This is a genomic window from Mycobacterium sp. SMC-21 (assembly GCF_045310825.1).
In the GTDB taxonomy this organism is placed as follows: Bacteria; Actinomycetota; Actinomycetes; order Mycobacteriales; family Mycobacteriaceae; genus Mycobacterium.
Map to the genome: position 1 here is coordinate 78933 of NZ_JBJIAO010000021.1, position 20638 is coordinate 99570.

At 68.5% G+C, this 20638-nt stretch carries 21 protein-coding genes; 9 read left to right on the forward strand and 12 right to left on the reverse strand.

Annotated elements, in window-relative coordinates:
- Positions 1-4: 4 nt before the first annotated feature.
- The 5 genes from ACJH6H_RS19535 to ACJH6H_RS19555 all read right to left on the reverse strand — a co-directional run bounded on the left by ACJH6H_RS19535 (position 5) and on the right by ACJH6H_RS19555 (position 5740).
- Complete coding sequence (locus ACJH6H_RS19535) at positions 5-1009, reverse strand: beta-ketoacyl-ACP synthase III (RefSeq protein WP_406775614.1); 1005 nt, start codon at positions 1007-1009, stop codon at positions 5-7.
- Positions 1010-1037: 28 nt separating this feature from the next.
- Complete coding sequence (locus ACJH6H_RS19540) at positions 1038-2171, reverse strand: Mrp/NBP35 family ATP-binding protein (protein ID WP_406775615.1); 1134 nt, start codon at positions 2169-2171, stop codon at positions 1038-1040.
- A gap of 43 nt (positions 2172-2214) precedes the next feature.
- The gene (locus ACJH6H_RS19545; RefSeq protein WP_406775616.1) at positions 2215-3720 is read right to left on the reverse strand and encodes a lytic transglycosylase domain-containing protein; all 1506 of its coding nucleotides are present in this window, start codon (positions 3718-3720) and stop codon (positions 2215-2217) included.
- 119 nt (positions 3721-3839) lie between these two features.
- Entirely contained in the window at positions 3840-4430 is a 591-nt protein-coding gene (locus tag ACJH6H_RS19550; protein ID WP_406775617.1) for a DUF1003 domain-containing protein, read from the reverse strand.
- On the reverse strand, positions 4427-5740 hold the full coding sequence (locus tag ACJH6H_RS19555; protein WP_406775618.1) for a magnesium transporter MgtE N-terminal domain-containing protein: 1314 nt from the start codon (positions 5738-5740) through the stop codon (positions 4427-4429). Before ACJH6H_RS19555 ends, ACJH6H_RS19550 begins: the two co-directional genes overlap by 4 nt.
- A 25-nt stretch (positions 5741-5765) precedes the next feature.
- Between ACJH6H_RS19555 and ACJH6H_RS19560 the strand changes: the two genes are divergently transcribed.
- Positions 5766-6731, forward strand: a complete 966-nt coding sequence (locus ACJH6H_RS19560) for a CoA ester lyase (RefSeq protein ID WP_212812622.1) — start codon at positions 5766-5768, stop codon at positions 6729-6731.
- A 9-nt stretch (positions 6732-6740) separates the two neighbouring features.
- Here the strand turns inward: ACJH6H_RS19560 and ACJH6H_RS19565 are convergent, their stop codons facing one another.
- Both ACJH6H_RS19565 and ACJH6H_RS19570 read right to left on the reverse strand, forming a co-directional pair.
- Positions 6741-6971 carry a DUF4190 domain-containing protein gene (locus tag ACJH6H_RS19565; protein ID WP_212812621.1) on the reverse strand — a complete coding sequence of 77 codons (231 nt, stop codon included), beginning with the start codon at positions 6969-6971 and terminating at the stop codon, positions 6741-6743.
- A complete protein-coding gene (locus ACJH6H_RS19570; protein WP_406775619.1) occupies positions 6968-7627 on the reverse strand; it encodes a DUF4190 domain-containing protein in 660 nt (219 codons plus the stop codon). The genes ACJH6H_RS19565 and ACJH6H_RS19570 overlap by 4 nt, the downstream gene beginning before the upstream one ends.
- 80 nt (positions 7628-7707) lie before the next feature.
- Here ACJH6H_RS19570 and ACJH6H_RS19575 point away from each other — a divergent pair, with 80 nt between their 5' ends.
- From ACJH6H_RS19575 to ACJH6H_RS19600, 6 genes are all read left to right on the forward strand, one after another.
- Positions 7708-8208: a general stress protein gene (locus tag ACJH6H_RS19575; RefSeq protein WP_212812619.1), complete on the forward strand. Its 501-nt coding sequence runs from the start codon at positions 7708-7710 to the stop codon at positions 8206-8208.
- A 113-nt stretch (positions 8209-8321) separates the two neighbouring features.
- On the forward strand, positions 8322-9731 hold the full coding sequence (locus tag ACJH6H_RS19580) for an ABC transporter substrate-binding protein (RefSeq protein WP_346416972.1): 1410 nt from the start codon (positions 8322-8324) through the stop codon (positions 9729-9731).
- A complete protein-coding gene (locus tag ACJH6H_RS19585) occupies positions 9728-10627 on the forward strand; it encodes a sugar ABC transporter permease (RefSeq protein WP_346416939.1) in 900 nt (299 codons plus the stop codon). The genes ACJH6H_RS19580 and ACJH6H_RS19585 overlap by 4 nt, the downstream gene beginning before the upstream one ends.
- Positions 10628-10640: 13 nt before the next feature.
- Positions 10641-11477, forward strand: a complete 837-nt coding sequence (locus tag ACJH6H_RS19590; RefSeq protein WP_346416938.1) for a carbohydrate ABC transporter permease — start codon at positions 10641-10643, stop codon at positions 11475-11477.
- A 3-nt stretch (positions 11478-11480) separates the two neighbouring features.
- Positions 11481-12656 carry an ABC transporter ATP-binding protein gene (locus ACJH6H_RS19595; protein ID WP_406775620.1) on the forward strand — a complete coding sequence of 392 codons (1176 nt, stop codon included), beginning with the start codon at positions 11481-11483 and terminating at the stop codon, positions 12654-12656.
- On the forward strand, positions 12653-13249 hold the full coding sequence (locus ACJH6H_RS19600) for a suppressor of fused domain protein (RefSeq protein ID WP_318986184.1): 597 nt from the start codon (positions 12653-12655) through the stop codon (positions 13247-13249). The genes ACJH6H_RS19595 and ACJH6H_RS19600 overlap by 4 nt, the downstream gene beginning before the upstream one ends.
- Here the strand turns inward: ACJH6H_RS19600 and ACJH6H_RS19605 are convergent.
- The 3 genes from ACJH6H_RS19605 to corA form a co-directional block, all read right to left on the reverse strand.
- Positions 13246-13524, reverse strand: coding sequence for a hypothetical protein (locus tag ACJH6H_RS19605; RefSeq protein ID WP_318986183.1), 279 nt, complete (start codon positions 13522-13524; stop codon positions 13246-13248). The genes ACJH6H_RS19600 and ACJH6H_RS19605 overlap by 4 nt on opposite strands.
- 43 nt (positions 13525-13567) lie before the next feature.
- Positions 13568-14965 (reverse strand): NAD(P)/FAD-dependent oxidoreductase, encoded by a 1398-nt coding sequence (locus ACJH6H_RS19610; protein ID WP_346416936.1) that lies wholly within the window; start codon positions 14963-14965, stop codon positions 13568-13570.
- A gap of 201 nt (positions 14966-15166) precedes the next feature.
- Positions 15167-16273, reverse strand: coding sequence for a magnesium/cobalt transporter CorA (corA, locus tag ACJH6H_RS19615; RefSeq protein ID WP_212812612.1), 1107 nt, complete (start codon positions 16271-16273; stop codon positions 15167-15169).
- A gap of 136 nt (positions 16274-16409) precedes the next feature.
- Between corA and ACJH6H_RS19620 the strand changes: the two genes are divergently transcribed.
- Both ACJH6H_RS19620 and ACJH6H_RS19625 read left to right on the forward strand, forming a co-directional pair.
- Positions 16410-17552, forward strand: a complete 1143-nt coding sequence (locus ACJH6H_RS19620) for an NADP-dependent malic enzyme (RefSeq protein WP_212814933.1) — start codon at positions 16410-16412, stop codon at positions 17550-17552.
- Positions 17553-17557: 5 nt separating this feature from the next.
- Positions 17558-18418, forward strand: a complete 861-nt coding sequence (locus ACJH6H_RS19625; protein ID WP_212812611.1) for a glycine betaine ABC transporter substrate-binding protein — start codon at positions 17558-17560, stop codon at positions 18416-18418.
- Positions 18419-18699: 281 nt separating this feature from the next.
- On the opposite strand, the gene ACJH6H_RS19630 is transcribed toward ACJH6H_RS19625, so the two are convergent.
- Both ACJH6H_RS19630 and ACJH6H_RS19635 read right to left on the reverse strand, forming a co-directional pair.
- Positions 18700-19530, reverse strand: a complete 831-nt coding sequence (locus tag ACJH6H_RS19630; protein ID WP_212812610.1) for an SDR family oxidoreductase — start codon at positions 19528-19530, stop codon at positions 18700-18702.
- A gap of 29 nt (positions 19531-19559) precedes the next feature.
- A complete protein-coding gene (locus tag ACJH6H_RS19635; protein ID WP_318986603.1) occupies positions 19560-20396 on the reverse strand; it encodes an SDR family NAD(P)-dependent oxidoreductase in 837 nt (278 codons plus the stop codon).
- Positions 20397-20638: the final 242 nt, after the last annotated feature.

Consider the following 20638-nt stretch of genomic DNA (forward strand, 5'->3'; position numbering starts at 1 on the left):
GCGGCTATCCGGGGAGCCGGATCACCTGGGCGGCGTAGGCCAGGCCCGCGCCGTAGCCCAGGAGCAGCGCCACGCTGCCGGGCTTGGCCTCGCCGGTATCCAGCAGGGTGTACATCGCCAGGGGGATCGAGGCGGCCGAGGTGTTGCCGGCATCCTGGATATCTTGGGCGACAACGGTTTCCGGACTGAGTCCGAGGCCCTTGGTGAGCAGCTCGTTGATCCGGCCGTTGGCCTGATGCGGGATGAACACGTCGATGTCGTCGACCGTGAGGCCCGCGGCCGCGATCGCGCGCTTGCCGACGTCGACCATCTGGAAGGCCGCCCAGCGGAAGACGGTCTGGCCCTCCATGCGCAGGAAAGGTCTTGGGCCGGAAGGGTTCTCGGTGTAATCGATCCAGCTGAGGTCCTGCACGATGGCGCTGGACTGCTCGCCGTCGCTGCCGGCGACGGTGGGCCCGATGCCCTGCTCCTCGGTCGGTCCGACGACCACCGCGGCGGCGCCGTCGGCGAAGATGAAGGCGTTGCTGCGGTCGGTCATGTCGATGGCGTCGGACAGCTTCTCCGAGCCCACCACCAGGATGCGGCCCCCGCTACCGGCCCGGATCATGTCGGCGGCCACCCCCAGCGAGTAGCCGAATCCCGCGCAGCCCGCGGCGATGTCGAAGGCCGGAATGCCCTGCGCGCCAATCTCGGTGGCGACCTGGGGCCCGCACGGCGGGGTGTTGCGGAAGTTGGTGCTGGTGGCCACGATGACGGCGTCGATGTCCGAGCCGGACAGCTCCGCCGCGGCACAGGCGCGCCGTCCGGCCTCGCAGGCCATCGTGACCGCCGACTCGTCGCGGCCGGCGAAGCGGCGGTTCTTGATGCCCGTCCGGGAGTAGATCCACTCGTCCGACGAATCGATGGTCTCGCAGATTTCGTCGTTGGTGACGACGCGGCCGGGGCGGTAGGCCGCCACGCTCAGCAGGCCGACGTTCTGTGCGCCGCTGCGCGTATGGATATGTGTCACTTGTGGATTCCTGTCGGACGGGGGAGGCTCAGCGCCCAGCCGGGTCGAGCCCGAGCGACATCCCGGCCAGTCCGCGCTTGCGGCTGGACAGTTTGTCGGCGATGCCGCGCAACGCGGCGCCGGCGGCGGTGTCCGGTCCGGACAGCACCAGGGGCACACCGGTGTCGCCGGCGCTCACGAGCTGCGGGTCCAGAGGGACCTGGCCCAACAGCGGAACCTCGGCACCGACTGTGCGCGTGAGGCTTTCGGCGACCTGTGCGCCGCCGCCCTCGCCGAACAGCTGCATCGTGGTGCCGTCGGGCAGGGTCAGTCCGGACATGTTCTCGACCACGCCGACGATGCGCTGACGGGTCTGGACCGCGATGGCGCCGGCGCGCTCGGCGACCTCGGCGGCGGCCATCTGCGGTGTGGTGACGACGAGGATCTCGGCGCCGGGGATCAATTGCGCCACCGAGATGGCGATGTCGCCCGTGCCGGGCGGCAGGTCGAGCAGCAGGACGTCGAGGTCGCCCCAGTACACGTCGGCCAGGAACTGCTGCAGCGCGCGGTGCAGCATCGGCCCGCGCCACACCACCGGGGTGTTGCCCTGGGTGAACATCGCGATGGAGATGACCTTCACATCGTGCGAAACCGGCGGCAGGATCATCGAATCCACCTGGGTGGGACGATCCTGCACACCCATCATCCGGGGCACCGAGTGGCCGTAGATGTCGGCGTCGAGGAGGCCGACTGACAGGCCCCTGGCGGCCAGCGCGGCGGCCAGGTTCACCGTCACGCTGGACTTGCCGACGCCTCCCTTGCCCGACGCCACCGCGTACACCCGGGTCAACGAGCCGGGCTGGGCGAACGGGATGACCGGCTCTTTGTCGTCGCCGCGCAGCAGCTTGCGCAGTTCGGCGCGCTGCTCGTCGTTCATCACATCGAGGGTCACCTTGACGGCCCCGGTGCCCGGCACGTCGGTGACGGCCGCGGTGACCCGATCGCTGATCTCGGTCTTCTTCGGGCAGGCCGACGTGGTCAGGTAAATCTCGACGTGCACCGCGCCGTCGGACTCGACCGTCACGTCCTTGACCATCCCGACCTCGGTGATCGGACGGCGCAGTTCAGGATCGATGACTTTGCCCAGTGCGGCGCGCACAGCGGCTTTCAGCTCAGCAGACATTACTCGCGAGTTTATAACTGCCGGTCAGCGCACCGGCAGCTGGTCAGGGTAGGCCCGGGAAGGCGGGCGGCGGCGGACCCATGGCTTCCGCGGGCAACGGGCCGGCGGGAGCCGGCACTGCCGGGACCGCTGCCGGGCCGGGCGCGGGTCCCGGTGCGGCGCCGACCGGGCCGGCGGCCGGGGTGCCGACGCCGACCGCGGTGATCGGGATGGGACCCGGAGGCAGCGGCGCGACGGGCGCGGGTGCGGGCGCGAGCGGGGCCGGCGGCAACTGGAACGGCGGCAGCCCGAACGGGTTCGGCGCCGGGGCGTCCAGCGCCGGGGCATCCGGGGCGGGGACGGGCACGGCGCTCGGCGAGGGGCCGCCCTGCAGGCAGAAGACCGCGCAGTTCTGTTTCGGTTCGGCCGGCCCGGGCAGCGGACCCATGCGGCCCATCTGCAGCGCGGGCGTCATCGCCAGCGGGTCGTCGGACGGCAGTCCCATCGCGTTGATCGGCAGCCCCGGCCCGAGTCCCTCGGGGTTGTCCAGGTGCTGGTCGCCGATGGCGGGCGGCGGGCCGACGATCGGCGGCAGGTCGACCGGCGCGATGCCGGTGACGTAGGCCTTGGCCCAGCCGAGCACGTTCTGGGCGTAGGGCATCGAGTTGTTGTAGCGCAGGATCGCGGTCAGCACCTGGGACGGATCACGCAGGTTCAGCCCGCCGCTGCACAGGTAGCGGGCCGCGGCCAGGGAGGCGTCGTAGACGTTCTGCACGTCGGGCTTGCCGTCGCCGACAGCGTCCGCGGCGTACCGGGCCCACGTGCCGGGCAGGAACTGCATGGGCCCCAGCGCCCGGGCATAGGTCACGCGTCCGGCCGAGATGCTCTGCACGATGACCTCGTTGCCGGCCAGCGTGCCGTCGAGGACGGGCCCCAGGATCGGGGTGAGCGCGGTGCCCCGCGCGTCGGTGGCGCCGCTGTTGGCGTGGCCCGACTCGATGCGGCCGATACCGGCCAGCAGGTTCCAGCTGATACCGCAGCCCGGTGCGCTGGTCGCCATGATCTTCTCGGCGGTGCGGTAGGCGTTGAGGACGATCGGCGGGATGCGCAGCCCGCCGGGGGCCATCACGAGCGACGCCGGCGGCGGCGACAGGGCAGTGGTCGGGTCCATGTGCAGCGCGCGGGGCATCTGATCGGACGCGACGACCGTCATCCCGGCCCGATTGCGGGGGCCGGGCGTGGTGGGTGTGACGGCGGCCAGCGGCGTGACGCCCGTGGTGGCGCTGGTGTGCGCGGTTGTTTGCCGAGTTGGCGCCGAACCGCCGACGGCAAGCATCAGGACGAGCGGCGCGACGACCGCGACACCGGCCAACGGCCGGCGCAGCGCCCTGGCGATCTGCCGACGCCGACCGGGCCCGGCTTCGGTGGCGGCGTCGTTGTCATCGCCAACCGCGGCGTCGTAATCCTCGATGGCGTCGTCAGCCGGCTCGGAATCGCCGGGAAATGCGTGGGATTCAGTAGTAGGCGCAGCGTTGTCCGCGGAATCAGCGGTGTCGCCCCCGATGTGCACTGAGCCATCCTATGAAAGTGGAATACCGGAGTGACCCCGGTGACCTGTGTTGTGACCCAAGTCACCATACCTACTCCGCGGTCGGTTGTCGGCCTATTGATTCCGCAGAGTGGAATCTCTCATTCGGCCGCGGTGGCGGAGTCGGCGGACTCGGCCGCGGGGCCGCCGAAAGCGTCGTCATCTTCGACGGGCGGTCGTGATTTCCCGGTCTTGCGTTTGCCGGATCCGCTCTTGCCGTTCTGCTGAGCAATCAACGTCCGAAGCTCGTCGAGTTCGCGGCGGAGGTAGTCGCGCGTCGCCACCTCGCCCACGGCCAGCCGCAGCGCGGCCAGTTCGCGGGCCAGGAATTCGGTGTCGGCCTTGGTCTGGGCCGCGCGCCTGCGGTCCTCTTCGAGCGCCACGCGGTCCCGGTTCTCCTGGCGGTTCTGCGCCAGCAGGATCAGTGGCGCGGCATACGCGGCCTGGGTCGAGAACGCCAGGTTCAGCAGGATGAACGGATATGGGTCGAACTGCAGGCTGACCGCGATGAGATTGAACGCGATCCAGATGACGACGATCACCGTCTGGATGAGCAGGTATTTGCCCGTGCCCAGGAACCGCGCGATCGACTCGCTGAACTGACCGACGGCCTCCACGTCGACCCGCGGCGTGAGCCGGAAGCGGGACGTGCGCGGGACGTCGAGACGCTGCCGCGCCGAAGGCTCGCTCACCGGCCCGCTCCCGAGATGTTGTCAGTGATGGCCTGCGTCGAATCCGGCCCCGGTTCGTCTGCGCTCCGCCAGCCCGACGGCAGCAGATGGTCGAGCAGGTCGTCGACCGTGACGGCACCCAGCAGATGGCTCTCGTCGTCGACCACCGGCGCGGACACCAGGTTGTAGGCGGCGAAGTAGCGCGTGACCTCGGCCAGCGAGCTGGTCGGGGACAGCACCGGCAGGTCGCTGTCGATGATGCCGCCGAGCTGGGTGGCCGGGGGCTCGCGCAGCAGCCGCTGGGTGTGCACGCAGCCCAGGTAGTGACCGGTCGGTGTCGCGGTCGGCGGCCGGGTGACGAACGTCAGCGACGACAGTGCCGGCGTCAGCTCGGGATCGCGGACGCGCGCCAGCGCTTCGGCGACGGTCGTGTCCGGCGTGAGCACGACGGGCTCGGGCGTCATCAGACCACCCGCGGTGTCCGGGGAGTGCTGCAGCAGTCGGCGCACGGGCTCGGAATCCTCGGGGTCCATGCGGTCCAGCAGCACGGCTGCCCGGGTGGCGTCGAGCTCACCGAGGAGGTCGGCGGCGTCGTCGGGGTCCATCTCCTCCAACACGTCCGCGGCGCGCTCGGTACCCAGCTGGTTGAGCAGCTCGGCCTGTTCGGGTTCGGAGAGCTCCTGCAGGATGTCGGCCAGGCGGTCGTCGTCGAGGGCCTTGACGACTTCGTGCCGGCGCTTGGCCGGCAGGTCGCGCAGGGCATCGGCGACCTCGACGGGACGCTGACCCTCGAACTGCTCCAGCAGCTGCGCGACGCCCTGTCCCGGTAGCGCGAGCGCCGACGGCGTCAGCCCCGTGACGTTCTTCCAGTCGACAACGTGCACCGTGGTGCGCCGGCCCAGGCGGCGGTGACGCACGGCGACGCGGGTCACCAGCCAGTCACGCGACCGGGCCTGCTCGATCGCGAGGTCGACCACGACGACGTCGATGCCGGCGAGCTGTTGCAGCTCCGGGTCGGTGACGCGGACGCGGGTGTCCAGAATCTGCCCGAGTACCAGCGCCTCGCCGGGGCGCTGCTCGAAGCGACGCAGCGAGATGGTCGCTCCCGTGAGGGTGACCGAGTTGTGCTCGATGGAGGTCACCCGCAGGATCGGGACGAATATCCTTCGGCGCGTGGTCAATTCCACGACGAGGCCGAGCACCCGCGGCTGCTGGCGGACGATGCCCATGCTCACGACCACGTCGCGGACCCGGCCGACCGACTCTCCGTCGGGGCCCAGCACGACCAGTCCAGCGAGTCTGGCCACGTAGACCCTGTTGACCGCCACCATGCTCCACAGGGTAGAGAGTGGGGTCGTGGAGAACCTGTATCGGCCCCGCCGTACCTGCCTGTCCGTTCCGGGTAGTAGCGACAAGATGATCGCCAAGGCCAAGACGCTGCCTGCCGATCAGGTGTTCCTCGACCTCGAGGACGCGGTGGCTGCCGACGCCAAGGCCGCGGCGCGGACCCGGGTGGCGCAGGCGTTGTGCGAGCCGGGCTGGGCGGGCCAGCTGCGCGGCCTCCGGGTCAACGACTGGACCACGCCGTGGACGTACGCAGACGTGATCGAGGTCGTCACCGCGGTGGCGCACGGCGGCGGCGTGCTGGACATCATCGTGCTACCGAAGGTCAGCGACGTCTCGCACGTGCAGGCGCTCGATCTGTTGCTGACCCAACTGGAGCGCACGCTCGGGCTGCCGGTCGGCGGCATCGGCATCGAGGCGCAGATCGAAGACGCCAAGGGGCTCGTGAACGCCCACGCCATCGCCGGCGGGCCGCGGGTGCAGGCGCTGATCTTCGGGCCGGGCGATCTGATGGCGAGCCTCAACATGCGCACCCTCGTCGTCGGCGAGCAGCCCGTCGGTTACGGCGTCGGCGATGCCTATCACCACGTGTTGATGACGATCCTGGTGGCGGCGCGGGCACACGGCATCAACGCAATCGACGGCCCGTATTTCAAGGTGAAGGACACCGAGGCGTTCACGCGCGTCGCGGGGCAGACCGCGGCGCTGGGGTACGACGGCAAGTGGGTGCTGCACCCAGACCAGATCGCCGCCGGAAACGAGATCTTCAGTCCGCGGCAGGCCGACTACGACCATGCCGAGCTGATTCTCGAGGCGTACGAATGGCACACCTCGCAGGCGGGCGGTGCCCGCGGCGCCGTGCTGCTGGGCGACGAGATGATCGACGAGGCCAGCCGCAAGATGGCGCTGGTGATCGCGGGCAAGGGCCGGGCCGCCGGGATGACGCGCACCGGTGAGCGGTTCACGCCGCCGGCGTGAGCGCGCCGGCTAGCCGCCGAGGACGCGGACGACCAGGAACAGGTTGAGCAGGAACGCCAGCGCGCCGCACCCGATGCCGGTCAGGGCCAGCAGGCTCCCGCGGGTGCCGCTGCCGGGGATGCGCTCGTAGGCCACCACGCCGAGCCCGACGCCGATGAGCGCCAGGGGGCCGAACACCACGCCGGTCAGCGCGCACACGATCGAGCCGACCGCCAGCCGGTTCACGCGGGCGCCGATCACAAGGTCGGTTCTTGGCGTGAGGCCCAGTCGACCAACAGCAGGAAGCCGACCAGGCCGACGACGAGCGTGACGGCACCGATGACGATGCCCGCGATGGCCATGGTTCTGCCGCTGGTGCGCGGCCGGCCTTTAGCCTGTGCCAAGGCCACGGTGCCCAGCACGATGCCCAGTACCGAGCCGACCGGACCGAATACGAAGCAGATGAAGTAAAGCGGCAAGGCGACCAGCGACGACACCAGCGACCCGATGGCCATGCCGTCGTTCGACTTCGGCGCCGGATACGACGAGTACAGCGGGGGCGGCAGGTATCCGGCCGGTGGCAGGTATCCCGGCGGTGCCGCGCCCGGCGGCGGGCCGTACGGCCCGGCAGGCGGCGCACCGTAGAAGCCCGGCGGCGGGCCGGGAGGCATGGACGGCGGCCCGGGAGGCACCGGAAACGGACCCGTCGGTGGCTGCGGTGGGACCTGTGGCGCGGGCGCGGGCGGACCCTGCTGCCATGGCGCGGAAGTGGGCCCCGGCTCTTCTGTCGCCGGGTACTCGTACACCGGGTAGTCGCTGGTCGCTTCGGCATCGGTGCCGGTCGGCGGCGGCACGGATCCGGCCGGTCTCGACGGATCCCAGGAGGGTTGGCCCGACTGCCCGCCCGGACTTGTCATGCCGACCAACCTAGCGCACGAGTTCATGGCATCGTGGTAGCCGAAGTGCGTTCCGCGGCGAGTGACAGGAGACCAGGGGCATGACGAATCCGCTGCAGCCTGACCGGACCCCGGGCCCGGGTGGTCAGCCCGGATTGCCGACCCCGCCCAAGGGCTGGCCCATCGGTTCGTACCCGACCTATGCCGAGGCGCAGCGCGCCGTCGATTACCTGTCGGATCAAGAGTTTCCGGTGCAGCACGTGACCATCGTGGGCGTCGACCTGATGCAGGTGGAGCGCGTCACCGGGCGGCTCACCTGGCCGCGGGTACTCGCCGGCGGCATCCTGACCGGGGCGTGGCTGGGTCTGTTCATCGGCCTGGTGCTCGGGCTTTTCGGCACGAACGCGTGGGGCTCGCTGCTCACCGGCCTGATCGCCGGCATCTTCTTCGGCTTGATCACCTCGGGCGTGCAGTACGCGATGTCCCGCGGCACAAGGGATTTCAGCTCCACCATGCAACTCGTCGCGGGCCGCTACGACGTGCTGTGCGATCCGGTGTGCGCCGAACAGGGCCGCGACCTGCTGGGCCGCCTGTCGCTCTAGGGCCTTCGGGCCTCGGTCGCCATATCCGCCACTGAGCGGCGATATGTTGCACGGCACACCCGCGGCGCTCTACGGTTTGCGCGCGGGAGGTTCCCGTGAGACAGGAGGCGTCCGTGGTGCGCGCGGGAAAGCTGCGGGCTGCGCTGGCAGCGGGTGCGGCGGCGTGCACGGCCGCCACGTTGGTCTCCGCCTGCGGTTCCGGTGGGGGCGGCACCGTCGTCAGCGTCTACACGTCGGCCAATGAGAAGGCGACGTTCTCGGCCCTCGCCAGGCGGTGCAACGCCGAACTCGGCGGCCGCTTCAGCATCAAGCAGGTCAGTCTGCCCAAGGGAGCCGACGATCAGCGGCTGCAACTGGCGCGCCGGCTGACCGGCAACGACAAGACCCTCGACATCATGGGCCTGGACGTCGTGTGGACCGCCGAGTTCGCCGAGGCCGGCTGGGCCGTGCCGCTTGCCGACGACCCGGCCGGAAAAGCGGAAGCCGACGCTGCCGACGACACCTTGCCTGGACCGCTGAAGACCGCGCAGTGGCAGGGCCGGCTGTTCGCCGCGCCCATCACGACCAACACCCAAATGCTCTGGTACCGGGCCGATCTGATGCCCGAAGCGCCGGCCACCTGGGACGACATGGTGGCGCAGGCGACGCGGCTGCACGCCGCCGGCGGACCCAGCTGGATTGCCGTGCAGGCCAAGCAGTACGAGGGCCTGGTGGTCTGGTTCAACACCCTGCTGACCAGTGCCGGCGGCAGCGTGCTGTCCGACGACGGCAAGACCGTCACCTTGACCGACACCCCTGAGCACCGCGCCGCGACGGTCAAGGCCCTGCAGGTCATCAAGTCGGTGGCCACCGCACCCGGCGCCGACCCGTCGATCACCCAGACCGACGAGGGGACGGCGCGGCTCGCTCTCGAGCAGGGCAAGGCCGCGCTCGAGGTGAACTGGCCGTTCGTGCTGCCGTCGCTGCTGGAGAACGCGGTCAAGGGCGGCGTGCCGTTCCTGCCGCTCGATCAGCACGCGGAGCTCAAGGGCGCCATCAACGATGTCGGCACCTTCGCACCCGACGATGCGCAGTTCGCCACCGCCTACGACGAGAGCAAGAAGGTGTTCGGCTTCGCGGATTACCCGTCGGTGCAGCCCGGGGTGCCGGCCAAGGTCACCATCGGTGGCCTGAATCTTGCGGTGAGCAAGACCAGTACGCACAAGGCCGAGGCCTTCGAGGCCATCCGGTGCATGCGCAGCGCGACCAACCAGCAGTTCACGTCGGTGGAGGGCGGACTGCCCGCGGTCCGCGCGTCGCTGTATGACGATGCCAAGTTCCAGGCCAAGTACCCGCAGTACGCGGTGATCCGCCGCCAGCTCGCCGACGCCGCGGTCCGGCCGGCCACGCCGCAGTATCAGGCGGTGTCGACGCGGATTTCGGCGACGCTGGCCCCGGTCACCAAGATCGACCCGGAGCGCACCGCCGACAAGCTGGCGTCCGAGGTGCAACAGGCGATCGACGGCAAGGGGCTGATCCCGTGAGCGACACCGGAGTTGCGAACGCGGCAGCCAACCCCGAGCGCCGGCTCGCCTACCTCCTGATCGCCCCAGCCGTGCTGGTCATGCTGGCGGTGGCCGCGTATCCCGTCGCCTATGCGGTGTGGCTGAGCCTGCACCGGGACAACCTCGCGGCGCCGGCGGAGACGCGGTTCGTGGGGCTGGACAACTACACGACGATCCTCACCGACCACTACTGGTGGACGGCGTTCGTGGTCACCCTCGGCATCACGGTGGTATCGGTGGCCATCGAGTTCGTGCTCGGCATGGCGCTGGCGGTGGTGATGCACCGGACCATGTTCGGCAGTGCCGTCGTGCGCACGGCCATCCTCATTCCGTACGGCATCGTGACCGTGGCCGCCTCTTACAGTTGGTATTACGCGTGGACGCCGGGCACCGGATACCTCGCGAACCTGCTGCCCACGGGCACCGCGCCGCTGACCGAACAGTTGCCGTCGCTGGCCATCGTGGTGCTCGCCGAGGTGTGGAAGACGACGCCGTTCATGTCGCTGCTGCTGTTGGCCGGGCTGGTGCTGGTGCCCCGGGAACTGCTCGACGCCGCCGAGATGGACGGCGCGAGCCGCTGGCAGCGGTTCGCCAAAGTGACTCTGCCGCTGATGAAACCGGCCATCCTGGTGGCCCTGTTGTTCCGCACGCTGGACGCGTTCCGGATCTTCGACAACATCTATGTGCTCACCGGCGGCACCAACAACACCGGTTCGGTGTCGATCCTGGGTTACGACAACCTGTTCAAGGCGTTCAACATCGGGCTCGGCTCGGCGATCAGCGTGCTGATCTTCGCGACCGTCGCGATCATCGCCTTCATCTACATCAAGATCTTCGGTGCTGCGGCGCCCGGTGCGCAGGCCGAGGTGCAGTGAAATGGGTGGGGCGATGAGCGGGCAGAGAAGTGGCGGCCGGCTGGCCGGCTGGGGCGTGGTCAACGTCCTGGTGGTCATCTACGCGCTGCTGCCGGTGCTCTGGATCTTTTCGCTGTCCCTCAAGCCGACGTCATCGGTCAAGGACGGCAACCTGATTCCGCGTCAGATCACCTTCGACAACTACAAGGGCATCTTCACCGGCGGCGCCTTCGGCTCGGCATTGTTCAACTCGATCGGTATCGGGCTCATCACCACCGCCATCGCCGTCACGATCGGTGGCATGGCCGCCTACGCCGTGGCGCGCCTGGACTTTCCGGGCAAGCGGCTGCTGGTCGGCCTGGCGTTGCTGATCTCGATGTTCCCCCAGATCTCGCTGGTGACACCGCTGTTCAACATCGAGCGCACCGTCGGGCTGTTCGACACCTGGCCGGGCCTGATCCTGCCGTACATCACCTTCGCACTGCCGCTGGCGATCTACACCCTGTCGGCGTTCTTCCGGGAAATCCCTTGGGATTTGGAGAAGGCCGCCAAGATGGACGGTGCCACGCCGGGGCAGGCCTTCCGGAAGGTCATCGCGCCGCTGGCGGCGCCCGGCATCGTCACCGCGGCGATCCTGGTGTTCATCTTCGCCTGGAACGACCTGCTGCTGGCGTTGTCGCTGACCGCCACGCAGCGGGCCATCACCGCGCCCGTGGCAATCGCGAACTTCACGGGCAGTTCGCAATTCGAGGAGCCGACCGGTTCCATCGCCGCCGGGGCGATGGTCATCACGGTGCCGATCATCATCTTTGTTCTGATCTTCCAACGACGGATCGTCGCGGGCCTGACGTCCGGTGCGGTGAAGGGGTAGTTCATGGCCGAAATCGTTTTGGACCACGTCACCAAGAGTTACACCGGCGGGGCGACCGCGGTGCAGGACCTGTCGCTGACCATCGCCGACGGTGAGTTCCTGATCCTCGTCGGGCCGTCGGGGTGCGGAAAGTCGACCACGCTCAACATGATTGCCGGGCTCGAGGACATCAGCTCCGGCGAACTGCGCATCGGTGGCGAGCGGGTCAACGAGAAGGAGCCCCGGGACCGGGACATCGCGATGGTGTTCCAGTCCTACGCGCTCTACCCGCACATGACGGTGCGGCAGAACATCGCGTTCCCGCTCACCCTCGCGAAGCTGCCGAAGGCCGAGATCGCGGCCAAGGTCGAGGAGACCGCGAAAATCCTTGACCTGACCGCACTTCTGGACCGCAAGCCCGCCCAGCTTTCCGGTGGCCAGCGTCAGCGCGTGGCGATGGGACGCGCCATCGTGCGCAGCCCCAAGGCCTTCCTGATGGACGAGCCGCTGTCCAACCTGGACGCCAAGCTGCGGGTGCAGATGCGCACCGAGATCGCCCGGCTGCAGGCCCGCCTCGGCACCACCACCGTCTACGTCACGCACGACCAGACCGAGGCGATGACGCTGGGGGACCGGGTGGTGGTGATGAGCGGCGGTGTCGCACAACAGGTCGGCACCCCCGATGAGCTGTACAACGAGCCCGCGAACCTGTTCGTCGCCGGCTTCATCGGCTCCCCGTCGATGAACTTCTTCCCGGCCACGCGGACCGACGTCGGCGTGCAGCTGCCCTTCGGCGAGGTCACCTTGAGCGACGACGCGCGCGCGGCGCTGGAGCGGCAGCGGCCGTCGGCCGACCTGATCGCGGGCGTGCGCCCCGAACAGTTCGACGACGCCTCGGTGATCGACGCCTACGCGCGCATCCAGTCGCTGACCTTCGAGGTCGACGCCGAGCTGGTGGAATCGCTCGGTGCGGACAAGTACGTGCACTTCCGGCTCGAAGGCGCCGGCGCCCAGGCCGCCCAGTTGGAACAGCTGGCCGACGACACCGCGGACGCCGGATCGAGCGAAAACACCTATGTGGCACGGGTTTCGGCCAAGTCGCCCGCGACGGCGGGCAGCCGGATCGAGCTGGCCCTGGACACCTCCAAGCTGACGCTGTTCGACCCGGCCACGGGCCGCAACCTGTCGTTGCCGCAGTGACCGACGTCCTCGGCGCGGTTCGTGCCCGTCTGACAACGCATTTCGCCGATCGCGGCAGCACCGCCGATCCGGTGGGCGCCAGCGTCACGTTCCTCGGTGCCGACCCCATCGAGGTACTGCGTTACGGGCCGACCGACGGGGACGTGTATCACTATGCGTCCCTGGGCTGTTCGCGCTACCCCATGACGGACCCGATGGACATGGTGGCCGACGGGATCAGCGGCCCGCGGGCGGAGGCGGTGCTGTCCCTGCGCGGTCCGACCCCGACGGCGCTGGCTCGCTCGATCGCGGTGTTGGCGTCGGCACCGGCCGTCGAAGGCCTGATCCTGGAACCGGATGCGCTGATCGATCTGCAGCAGCCGGTCTGGCAGGGGGCGGCGTTCACCGCATTCCTGTTGGGCGTCAGCGAGATCGGTGACGTCGAGCTGCCTGAGCCGTACCAGCCGGTGCGGATCCTCAGCGCCACACCGATCACCGCGACCGAGGCCGCCTGGGTGCGGCTCAAAGGCGCCGCCGCCATGCGGGATGCGTGGCAGCAGGACGGCGTCGACGTCCTCGATCAGCGACGCCGGGCCGCCGAACCTCGGGCCTAGGACGTGTTGTTCGGACAGGTGACGTCGGCCCACACGACGTCACCCTCGGCCGGTTCGTCGGAGGACGGGTTGTTGACGCGGACCACGGTGCAGCGGGGCAGGAGCACCGGCTTGTTGCCGTTGAGCCAGTTGATCCTGACGGTGTAGCCCTCGGCCTCGAGGTCTCTGATCACGGCGTCCGCGCCATTGGCGTGGGCGGCGGGTGCGGTGATGCCGGTGAGCACACCACTGGCAACGACCAACGCGACTACGGTGGAGCTGCGCCCAATTTTCATTGGAAGATCATGCCCGAACGGTTGTCACCGGCGGTCCGTTTTGCTAGAGGACGGTGTCACTCAGCGCGGTGCGAACCTCGGCCACGGCGCGTTCGGCCGCGCGTACCGCTCCTTCGAGGTAGCTCTCGAACTCGGGCGCGGTCTCGGTGCCGGCCCAGTGCAGCCGATCCACCGGGACGGTCGCGGCGTCGGTGTATCCCGTCAGCACCCCCGGTGCGCGCGTGCCGACACAACCGTTGATCCACGGTTCGTCGACCCAGGACTTCTCCACCACTTCAACGGGATTCGCCGCTTCGGGGCCGAACAGCGTGACCAGGTCGCGCACGAATGCCGCGTGGCGCGCCGCGGGATCGTTGAGTACCTCGTCGGTCCAGGTGAAGCCCGGACCTGCGCCTGCCGTGCCGACGAAGACCAGCAAGACGCCCACACTGCCGTCCGCCGGGGAGTTGTCGACCACGAAATGCGCGATCGGCAGGTCGGTGAGGGCCGATCCGTTGAAGCCCTGCTTGCGCCAGAACGGCTTGTCGTAGACCGCGAACACCTTGGTTTCGGTGCCGTTGTGCCAGGCCCGCTGCAGGGCCGAGCGACGCACCGGCAGTTCGGGAGTGACACGAATCCGGCCCGCGTCGGCCGGGCTCATGGCCACGATGACGCGCCGACAGCGCACGTCCGCACGCGCCGACCGGACCAGCACCTCGTGGTCGAGCTGGTGAATCTCGGTGACGGGAGAGTCCAGCAGCACCCGGTCATCCAGCCGGTCGGCGAGCGTCGTGGACACCAGCTGCATGCCACCGACCACCCGGGAGTCCTGTGCACCGTCTCGGGTGTTGACCATGAAGCTGATTCCGCCCGAGGTGGCGATCTGGTGCAGCACCTTGAGCAGTGAGACCCGGTGCGGGTCTTCGGCATACATCATGGTGAAGCAGGTGGTGAACAGGTGTCGTGCCTCGTCGACGAGGCAGTTCGTGTCCAGCCAGTGGCCGAGCGTCGTACTGTCCCAGGCGCCGGCCTTCTTCGCCGTCCACGGTGTCTTGGCGGGCACCCGCTTGGCCATTCGTTCCAGCCGGAACTGGGCCTGCGCGAAGTCGAGCAGGGCGAGGGGGCCCAGCGGCGGGATGGTGCCCGTGTAGGTGCGACGCTTCCCGTGCTGCAGGTAGATGGTGTTTCCCGCGGTGTACGTCTGGAAGGTCGACAGTCCCAGCTCTTCGATCAGCGCGTACATCCGCGTGTGCAGGGCGCCGATCCATTGACCGCCACCATCGGTGACGGCGCCGTTGCCGACGTCGACATTGACGGTCCGGCCGCCCACCCGATCACCGGCTTCGAGTACCACTACCGAAAGTCCTTGTTGGGAAAGCCGATACGCCGCGGTGAGGCCGGACAGCCCGGCGCCTACGACGACCACGTCGACGTCACGGTCGACACTCTGTGGGTTGGTCATTTCTCGCTGCCTCCTGGCCGCCCGCTCGTAAAACCAAAACTCGATTCGATATTGAGTTTAGGTGTCGGCGATCGTCGCCGTCAAGGAAAAATCGATCCGAGATCGGTTTTGGGCCGGACGGCAACATCAGCCAACCCGGGCCCTGCGTGCCAAGCGAATTGCCGTCAGCGGCTACGGCGCGCGCTCATCGCCCGAGCTGAATTACAGCCAGTGGTTGTGGCGGAACGTCCGGTACAACGCCGTGCACACCAGCACCATCACCGTCAGCACGGCGAAATAGCCGTAATGCCAATGTAGTTCGGGCATGTTGTCGAAGTTCATGCCGTAGATGCCGGCGATCATCGTGGGCATCGCGGCGATGGCGACCCACGCCGAGATTTTGCGCATGTCCGCGTTCTGTTCCATCCCGACCTTGCCGAGCGCGGCCTGCACCAGTGAGCTCAGCATGTCGTCGAACCCGGTGATCTGATCGGCGGCCTGGCTGTTGTGGTCGTGGACGTCGCGGATGTAACGGCGGACTTCTTTGGAGATCAGGTCGTTGTGGTCGGACAGCAGTCGCTGCAGCGCCATCGTCAGCGGATTCACCGAGTGCCGCAGCTCGACCACTTCGCGCTTGAGCAGGTAGATGCTCTCGATGTCGGTCTGGGTGTGTGAGGAGAAGACGCTCTGTTCGATGGTGTCGATGTCGGTCTCGACCAGCGCGGTGACTTCGAGGTAGCTGTCCACCACATGGTCGGCGATGGCGTGCATCACCGCGTACGGCCCCAGCGTGAGGATGGTGGGCGACTCGTCGAGCCGGTGCCGCACACCGGCCAGTCCGCTGTGCTCGCCGTGCCGCACGGTGACGACGAAGTCGGGCCCGACGAACACCATGATCTCGCCGGTCTCGACGATCTCGCGGGCATTGGCCACGGACTCGTGTTCAACGTAGCTGACCGTCTTGAGCACCAGGAACAGGGTCTGGTCGTACCGTTCCAGCTTGGGCCGCTGATGGGCGCAGACCGCGTCTTCGACGGCCAGTTCGTGCAGCCCGAAGACATCGGCGACGGCCTGCATCTGGTGCTGGTCGGGCTCGTGGAGCCCGATCCACACGAAGGCCTCGGCGCCGGCCGCGCGCAGTTCGCGCACCTTGGCGACGGCGGCACCGTGGGTGTACTTGCCGGGCAGCCGCGCGCCCATGGAGTAGACGCCGCAGTCGACAGTGGCGCGGGCGACCGGAACGTGGATGGAGCTGGCATCGGGGCCGGCGTGCGTCTTTTTCGGGACGGGACGGAAGTTCGATGGTTGGAGCGCGCGGAACGAGGGCATGCGGCTGACCTCCCGTGGGGCGGACTTCTCGGATCTGTAGACCAGTCGCAAATGCTACGCGGAACCGGCGAGTAACAATTGAGTGAAGTAGCCTGACGCGGTGTCAGATAAGTCAGGTGCTGTGCGCACACCCCAGGTGGTCATCGAAGATGCGGAAATTTTCGCCGCCCACGAAGGGGGCAAGCTCTCCGTAGCCCTCAACGAGCCGCTGGATACCCAGCGTGCGTTGTCGATCGCCTACACCCCCGGCGTCGCGCAGGTCAGCCGTGCCATCGCGGCCGACGCGACCCTGGCCAAGAAGTACACCTGGGCCAACCGCCTGGTCGCGGTCGTCAGCGACGGCAGCGCCGTGCTGGGCCTCGGCGATATCGGCCCGGCGGCCTCGCTGCCGGTCATGGAGGGCAAGAGCGCCCTGTTCAAGACCTTCGGCGGCCTCGACTCCATCCCGATCGTGCTGGACACCAAGGACCCCGACGAGATCGTCGAGACCCTGATCCGGCTGCGTCCGACGTTCGGCGCCGTCAACCTGGAGGACATCTCCGCGCCGCGATGTTTCGAGATCGAGCGCGGCGTCATCGAGGCGCTGGACTGCCCCGTCATGCATGACGACCAGCACGGCACCGCCATCGTGGTCCTCGCCGCGCTGCTGGGCGCCACCAAGGTGCTCGAGCGCGACATGCACAACCTCAAGGTCGTGGTCTCCGGCGCCGGTGCGGCCGGTGTGGCCTGCACCAACATCATGCTGGCCAGCGGCATTCGCGACATCATCGTCCTCGACAGCAAGGGTGTCGTGCACTCCGGTCGTAACGACCTGAACTCCTTCAAGGCCGAACTCGCCGGCCGCACCAACCCCCGTGGCGTCACCGGTGGCATCGCCGAGGCGCTCGACGGCGCCGACGTCTTCCTCGGCGTCTCGGCCGGCCTGGTGCCCGAGGAATTCATCGCCGAGATGGCGCCCAACAGCATCGTGTTCGCCCTGTCCAACCCGGACCCGGAGATCCACCCGGATGTCGCGCGCAAGTACGCCGCGGTGGTGGCGACCGGTCGCAGCGACTTCCCGAACCAGATCAACAACGTGCTGGCGTTCCCGGGCGTGTTCCGTGGCGCCCTGGACGCCGGTGCCCGCCGGATCACCGAGGCCATGAAAGTGGCTGCCGCAGAAGCCATCTTCTCGGTCGTCGGTGACGATCTGTCGGTCGACTACATCGTGCCCAGCGCGCTCGACCCGCGCGTGGGGCCGGCCGTGGCGGCCGCGGTGGCGGCTGCCTCGCAAGCCTGAACACCATGAGCCGCCGGGTCGCGGCGGGCGGTGTGGCGCTGGCCGCACTGCTCACCGCGGCGACGGCGGGCTGCAGCAGCGGGCAGTCCGTGCCCGGGCCTCCGGCGTTGACCGTCGGCGCGGCACCGACCGCCGAGTCGAAACTGCTCGCGCATCTGTACTCGGCGGCGCTGGGGTACTTCGGTATCCCGACCCGGGTGCACCTGGTCCCGGATCCTGTTGCGGCACTTGACTCCGCCGATGTGACGGTGGCGCCCGGGCTGACCGGTGAACTGCTCGTCAGATTCGTCCCGCATGCCACGGCACGGGCCGACGAGCAGGTGTACCGGTCGATGATCTCGGCGCTGCCCGAAGGTGTCGCCGCCGCCGACTACACGGCGTCGGCACAGGACAAGCCGGCCGTCGCGGTCACCGCGGCGACCGCGGACCGCTGGGCCAAGCGGGATGTCGCGGCGCTGCCGGGGCACTGCGGCGGATTGTCCGTCGGGGTGGTGACGGGCGACGCGCATCCGGCTCGGGTGGGGGACTGCATCCTGCCGGCCGCTCGTGAATTCAAGGACAGCGCAAGCCTTTTCGACGCGTTGCAGGCGGGTGCGGTGACGGTGGCCTGGACCTCGACGGCGGCGCCCGCGGTACCGTCCGGGGTGACGGTACTGACCGACCGGACGTCGCTGATCCGCGCCGAGAACGTGGTGCCCTTGTACCGGCGCAATGTCCTGGCCGAGCAACAGGTGTTGGCGCTCAACGGAATTGCCGGCGAACTGGACACCGCGACGCTGACCGACATGATCGGTCAGGTCGACAAGGGTGCCGATCCGGCGGCCGTGGCGGGTGCGTGGCTGGCCCAGCATCCGCTGGACCACTAGCCGCGCGGGCAATCCGCGGTCAGGGGTTCACATGCCCTCGCGCTGCTCACCAGTAGTGGGTGAACCTGGTGCGAAGTGCGTGGTTTCAATCGCGGGGAGCAGTAGCCATTCTGATTGAAGCCACGCACCGTTCCGCGCCGCGAAACGTCCCTGGCTTCAACAACAACCCGCGGATCGTCGTCCCGGTTGCGCTCAGGGACTTATCGCCCCGCCGCTGTTGGTGAACAAGTCCACCCGTGTCTCGGCGCCCGCGGGCAGGGGTCGCACAACTGGCCCGGGAGTCAACCGAGCTTCGGCAGCACCCGTCCGGCGATGGCCGCGAAGAGACCCTGGTAGGCGCCCGACCCGGTGATGCGGACGATCACGTCGACGATCTTGGCGTCGGGCCCGACCAGCACCCGGGCGTGGCCCTTGCGGACCGACTCGAGAATGATCTGCGCGGCGCGTTCGGGCGTGGTCAGGGCCGCCCTGTCGAAGAGCTTGTTCAGGCCAGCGGAGTCGATGTCGGACGCCGCGGTCGAGTTGCGCACGATGTTCGTCTTGATGCCGCCGGGGTGCACCGTGGTGACCTTCACCGGATGCCCGGCGAGCTTCATCTCCTGGCGCAGCGCCTCGGTGAAGCCGCGGACGGCGAATTTGGCTGCGTTGTAAGCGGATTGGCTGGGTACCGCGAACAGGCCGAAGATGCTCGAGACGTTGACGACGTGCCCGTCACCCGAGGCGATCAGGTGCGGCAGAAAGACCTTGGTGCCGTTCACAACGCCCCAGAAGTCGACGTCCATGACCCGCTCGATGTCCTTGAACTGGCTGACCTCGAGATCACCGGTGAAGGCGATGCCGGCGTTGTTGTAGACCTGATTGACCTTGCCGAAGTGCTTGACCACCTCGTCGGCGTAGAGCTCGAAGGCTTCCCGCTCGGCGACGTTGAGCCGGTCGGCTTTCACCGGTGCGCCGATGGCCTTGACCTGTTCCTCGGTCTTGGCCAGGCCCTCGGTGTCGATGTCACTGATCGCCAGCGACGCGCCCGAGCGCGCCAGCTCGATGGCCAGCGCCTGACCGATACCCGACCCGGCTCCGGTGATCACACAGACCTTGCCGGCGAATCCCTCCATGACCGCTCCTTTGCGTTGGGTGGTGGGTGTCAGTGCGAGCGCGACGGCATCACGCGGGACGTGACGCGGGAGAACAGATCCTGGTACGCGCCCGAGCCGGTGGCCCGGATGATGAGGTCCAGCAGCTTGGCGTCCGGTCCGACGAGCACGCGGGCGTGGCCCTTGCGGACGGCCTCCAGGATGATCTTGGCGGCGCGTTCGGGCGTGGTCTTGGCCAGCTTCGCGTCGAAGGTCTTCGCCAGTTCCTTCGGGTCGATGCCTTCGACCGCGGTGGAGTTGCGCGCGATACCGGTCTTCACGCCGCCGGGGTGCACGGTGGTGACCTTGACGGGGTGGCCGGCGAGCTTCATCTCCTGGCGCAGCGCCTCGGTGAAGCCGCGGACGGCGAACTTGGAGGCGTTGTAGGCGGCCTGGCCGGGGACGGCGAACAGGCCGAAGACGCTCGAGACGTTGACGACGTGCCCGTCGCCGGAGGCGATGAGGTGCGGCAGGAATTCCTTGGTGCCGTTGACGACGCCCCAGAAGTTGACGTCCATGACCCGTTCGATGTCCTTGAACTGGCTGACCTCGATGTCGCCGGTGAAGGCGATGCCGGCGTTGTTGTAGATCTGGTTGACCTTGCCGAAGTGCTCGGCGACGGCGTCGGCGTAGAGGGCGAAGGCCTCGCGCTCGGTGACGTTGAGGCGGTCGGCCTTGACGGGGGCGCCGATGGCCTTGATCCGCTCCTCGGTCTCGGCGAGGCCCTCCGTGTTGACGTCACTGATCGCCAGTTTGGCGCCCGAGCGGGCGAGCTCGATGGCGAGGGCCTGACCGATACCCGATCCGGCTCCGGTGACGACACAGACTTTCCCGGCGAAGCCCGACATGTTCACTCCCTTGTGGTCGATGCGCGTGCTGCTAGCGACAGTAGCCGGTACCGCCGGTGTCGGATAGCACCGGGTGGCGCTGCGAGAGCTGCGGTACCAAACGGTACCAAACCGCCCTCAACCTGTGAATCATGCTAGGAAATGGCCGGTGCGGGCCCATTTTCAGGCTCTTCATGATTGAGGGTGTAGAACGGTCAGCTGCTGTCGGCCTGTGATTGGGGTGTCTGGTTGGCTGGGTGTGT

What these genes read in the sequence shown, in the direction of transcription:
- ACJH6H_RS19540 (WP_406775615.1), bottom strand. Translation starts at nt 2,171, where the DNA reads ATGTCTGCTGAGCTGAAAGCCGCTGTGCGCGCCGCACTGGGCAAAGTC.
- ACJH6H_RS19555 (WP_406775618.1), bottom strand. Translation starts at nt 5,740, where the DNA reads ATGGTGGCGGTCAACAGGGTCTACGTGGCCAGACTCGCTGGACTGGTC.
- ACJH6H_RS19570 (WP_406775619.1), bottom strand. Translation starts at nt 7,627, where the DNA reads ATGACAAGTCCGGGCGGGCAGTCGGGCCAACCCTCCTGGGATCCGTCG.
- ACJH6H_RS19575 (WP_212812619.1), top strand. Translation starts at nt 7,708, where the DNA reads ATGACGAATCCGCTGCAGCCTGACCGGACCCCGGGCCCGGGTGGTCAG.
- ACJH6H_RS19590 (WP_346416938.1), top strand. Translation starts at nt 10,641, where the DNA reads ATGAGCGGGCAGAGAAGTGGCGGCCGGCTGGCCGGCTGGGGCGTGGTC.
- ACJH6H_RS19595 (WP_406775620.1), top strand. Translation starts at nt 11,481, where the DNA reads ATGGCCGAAATCGTTTTGGACCACGTCACCAAGAGTTACACCGGCGGG.
- ACJH6H_RS19605 (WP_318986183.1), bottom strand. Translation starts at nt 13,524, where the DNA reads ATGAAAATTGGGCGCAGCTCCACCGTAGTCGCGTTGGTCGTTGCCAGT.
- ACJH6H_RS19610 (WP_346416936.1), bottom strand. Translation starts at nt 14,965, where the DNA reads ATGACCAACCCACAGAGTGTCGACCGTGACGTCGACGTGGTCGTCGTA.
- corA (WP_212812612.1), bottom strand. Translation starts at nt 16,273, where the DNA reads ATGCCCTCGTTCCGCGCGCTCCAACCATCGAACTTCCGTCCCGTCCCG.
- ACJH6H_RS19625 (WP_212812611.1), top strand. Translation starts at nt 17,558, where the DNA reads ATGAGCCGCCGGGTCGCGGCGGGCGGTGTGGCGCTGGCCGCACTGCTC.
- ACJH6H_RS19630 (WP_212812610.1), bottom strand. Translation starts at nt 19,530, where the DNA reads ATGGAGGGATTCGCCGGCAAGGTCTGTGTGATCACCGGAGCCGGGTCG.
- ACJH6H_RS19635 (WP_318986603.1), bottom strand. Translation starts at nt 20,396, where the DNA reads ATGTCGGGCTTCGCCGGGAAAGTCTGTGTCGTCACCGGAGCCGGATCG.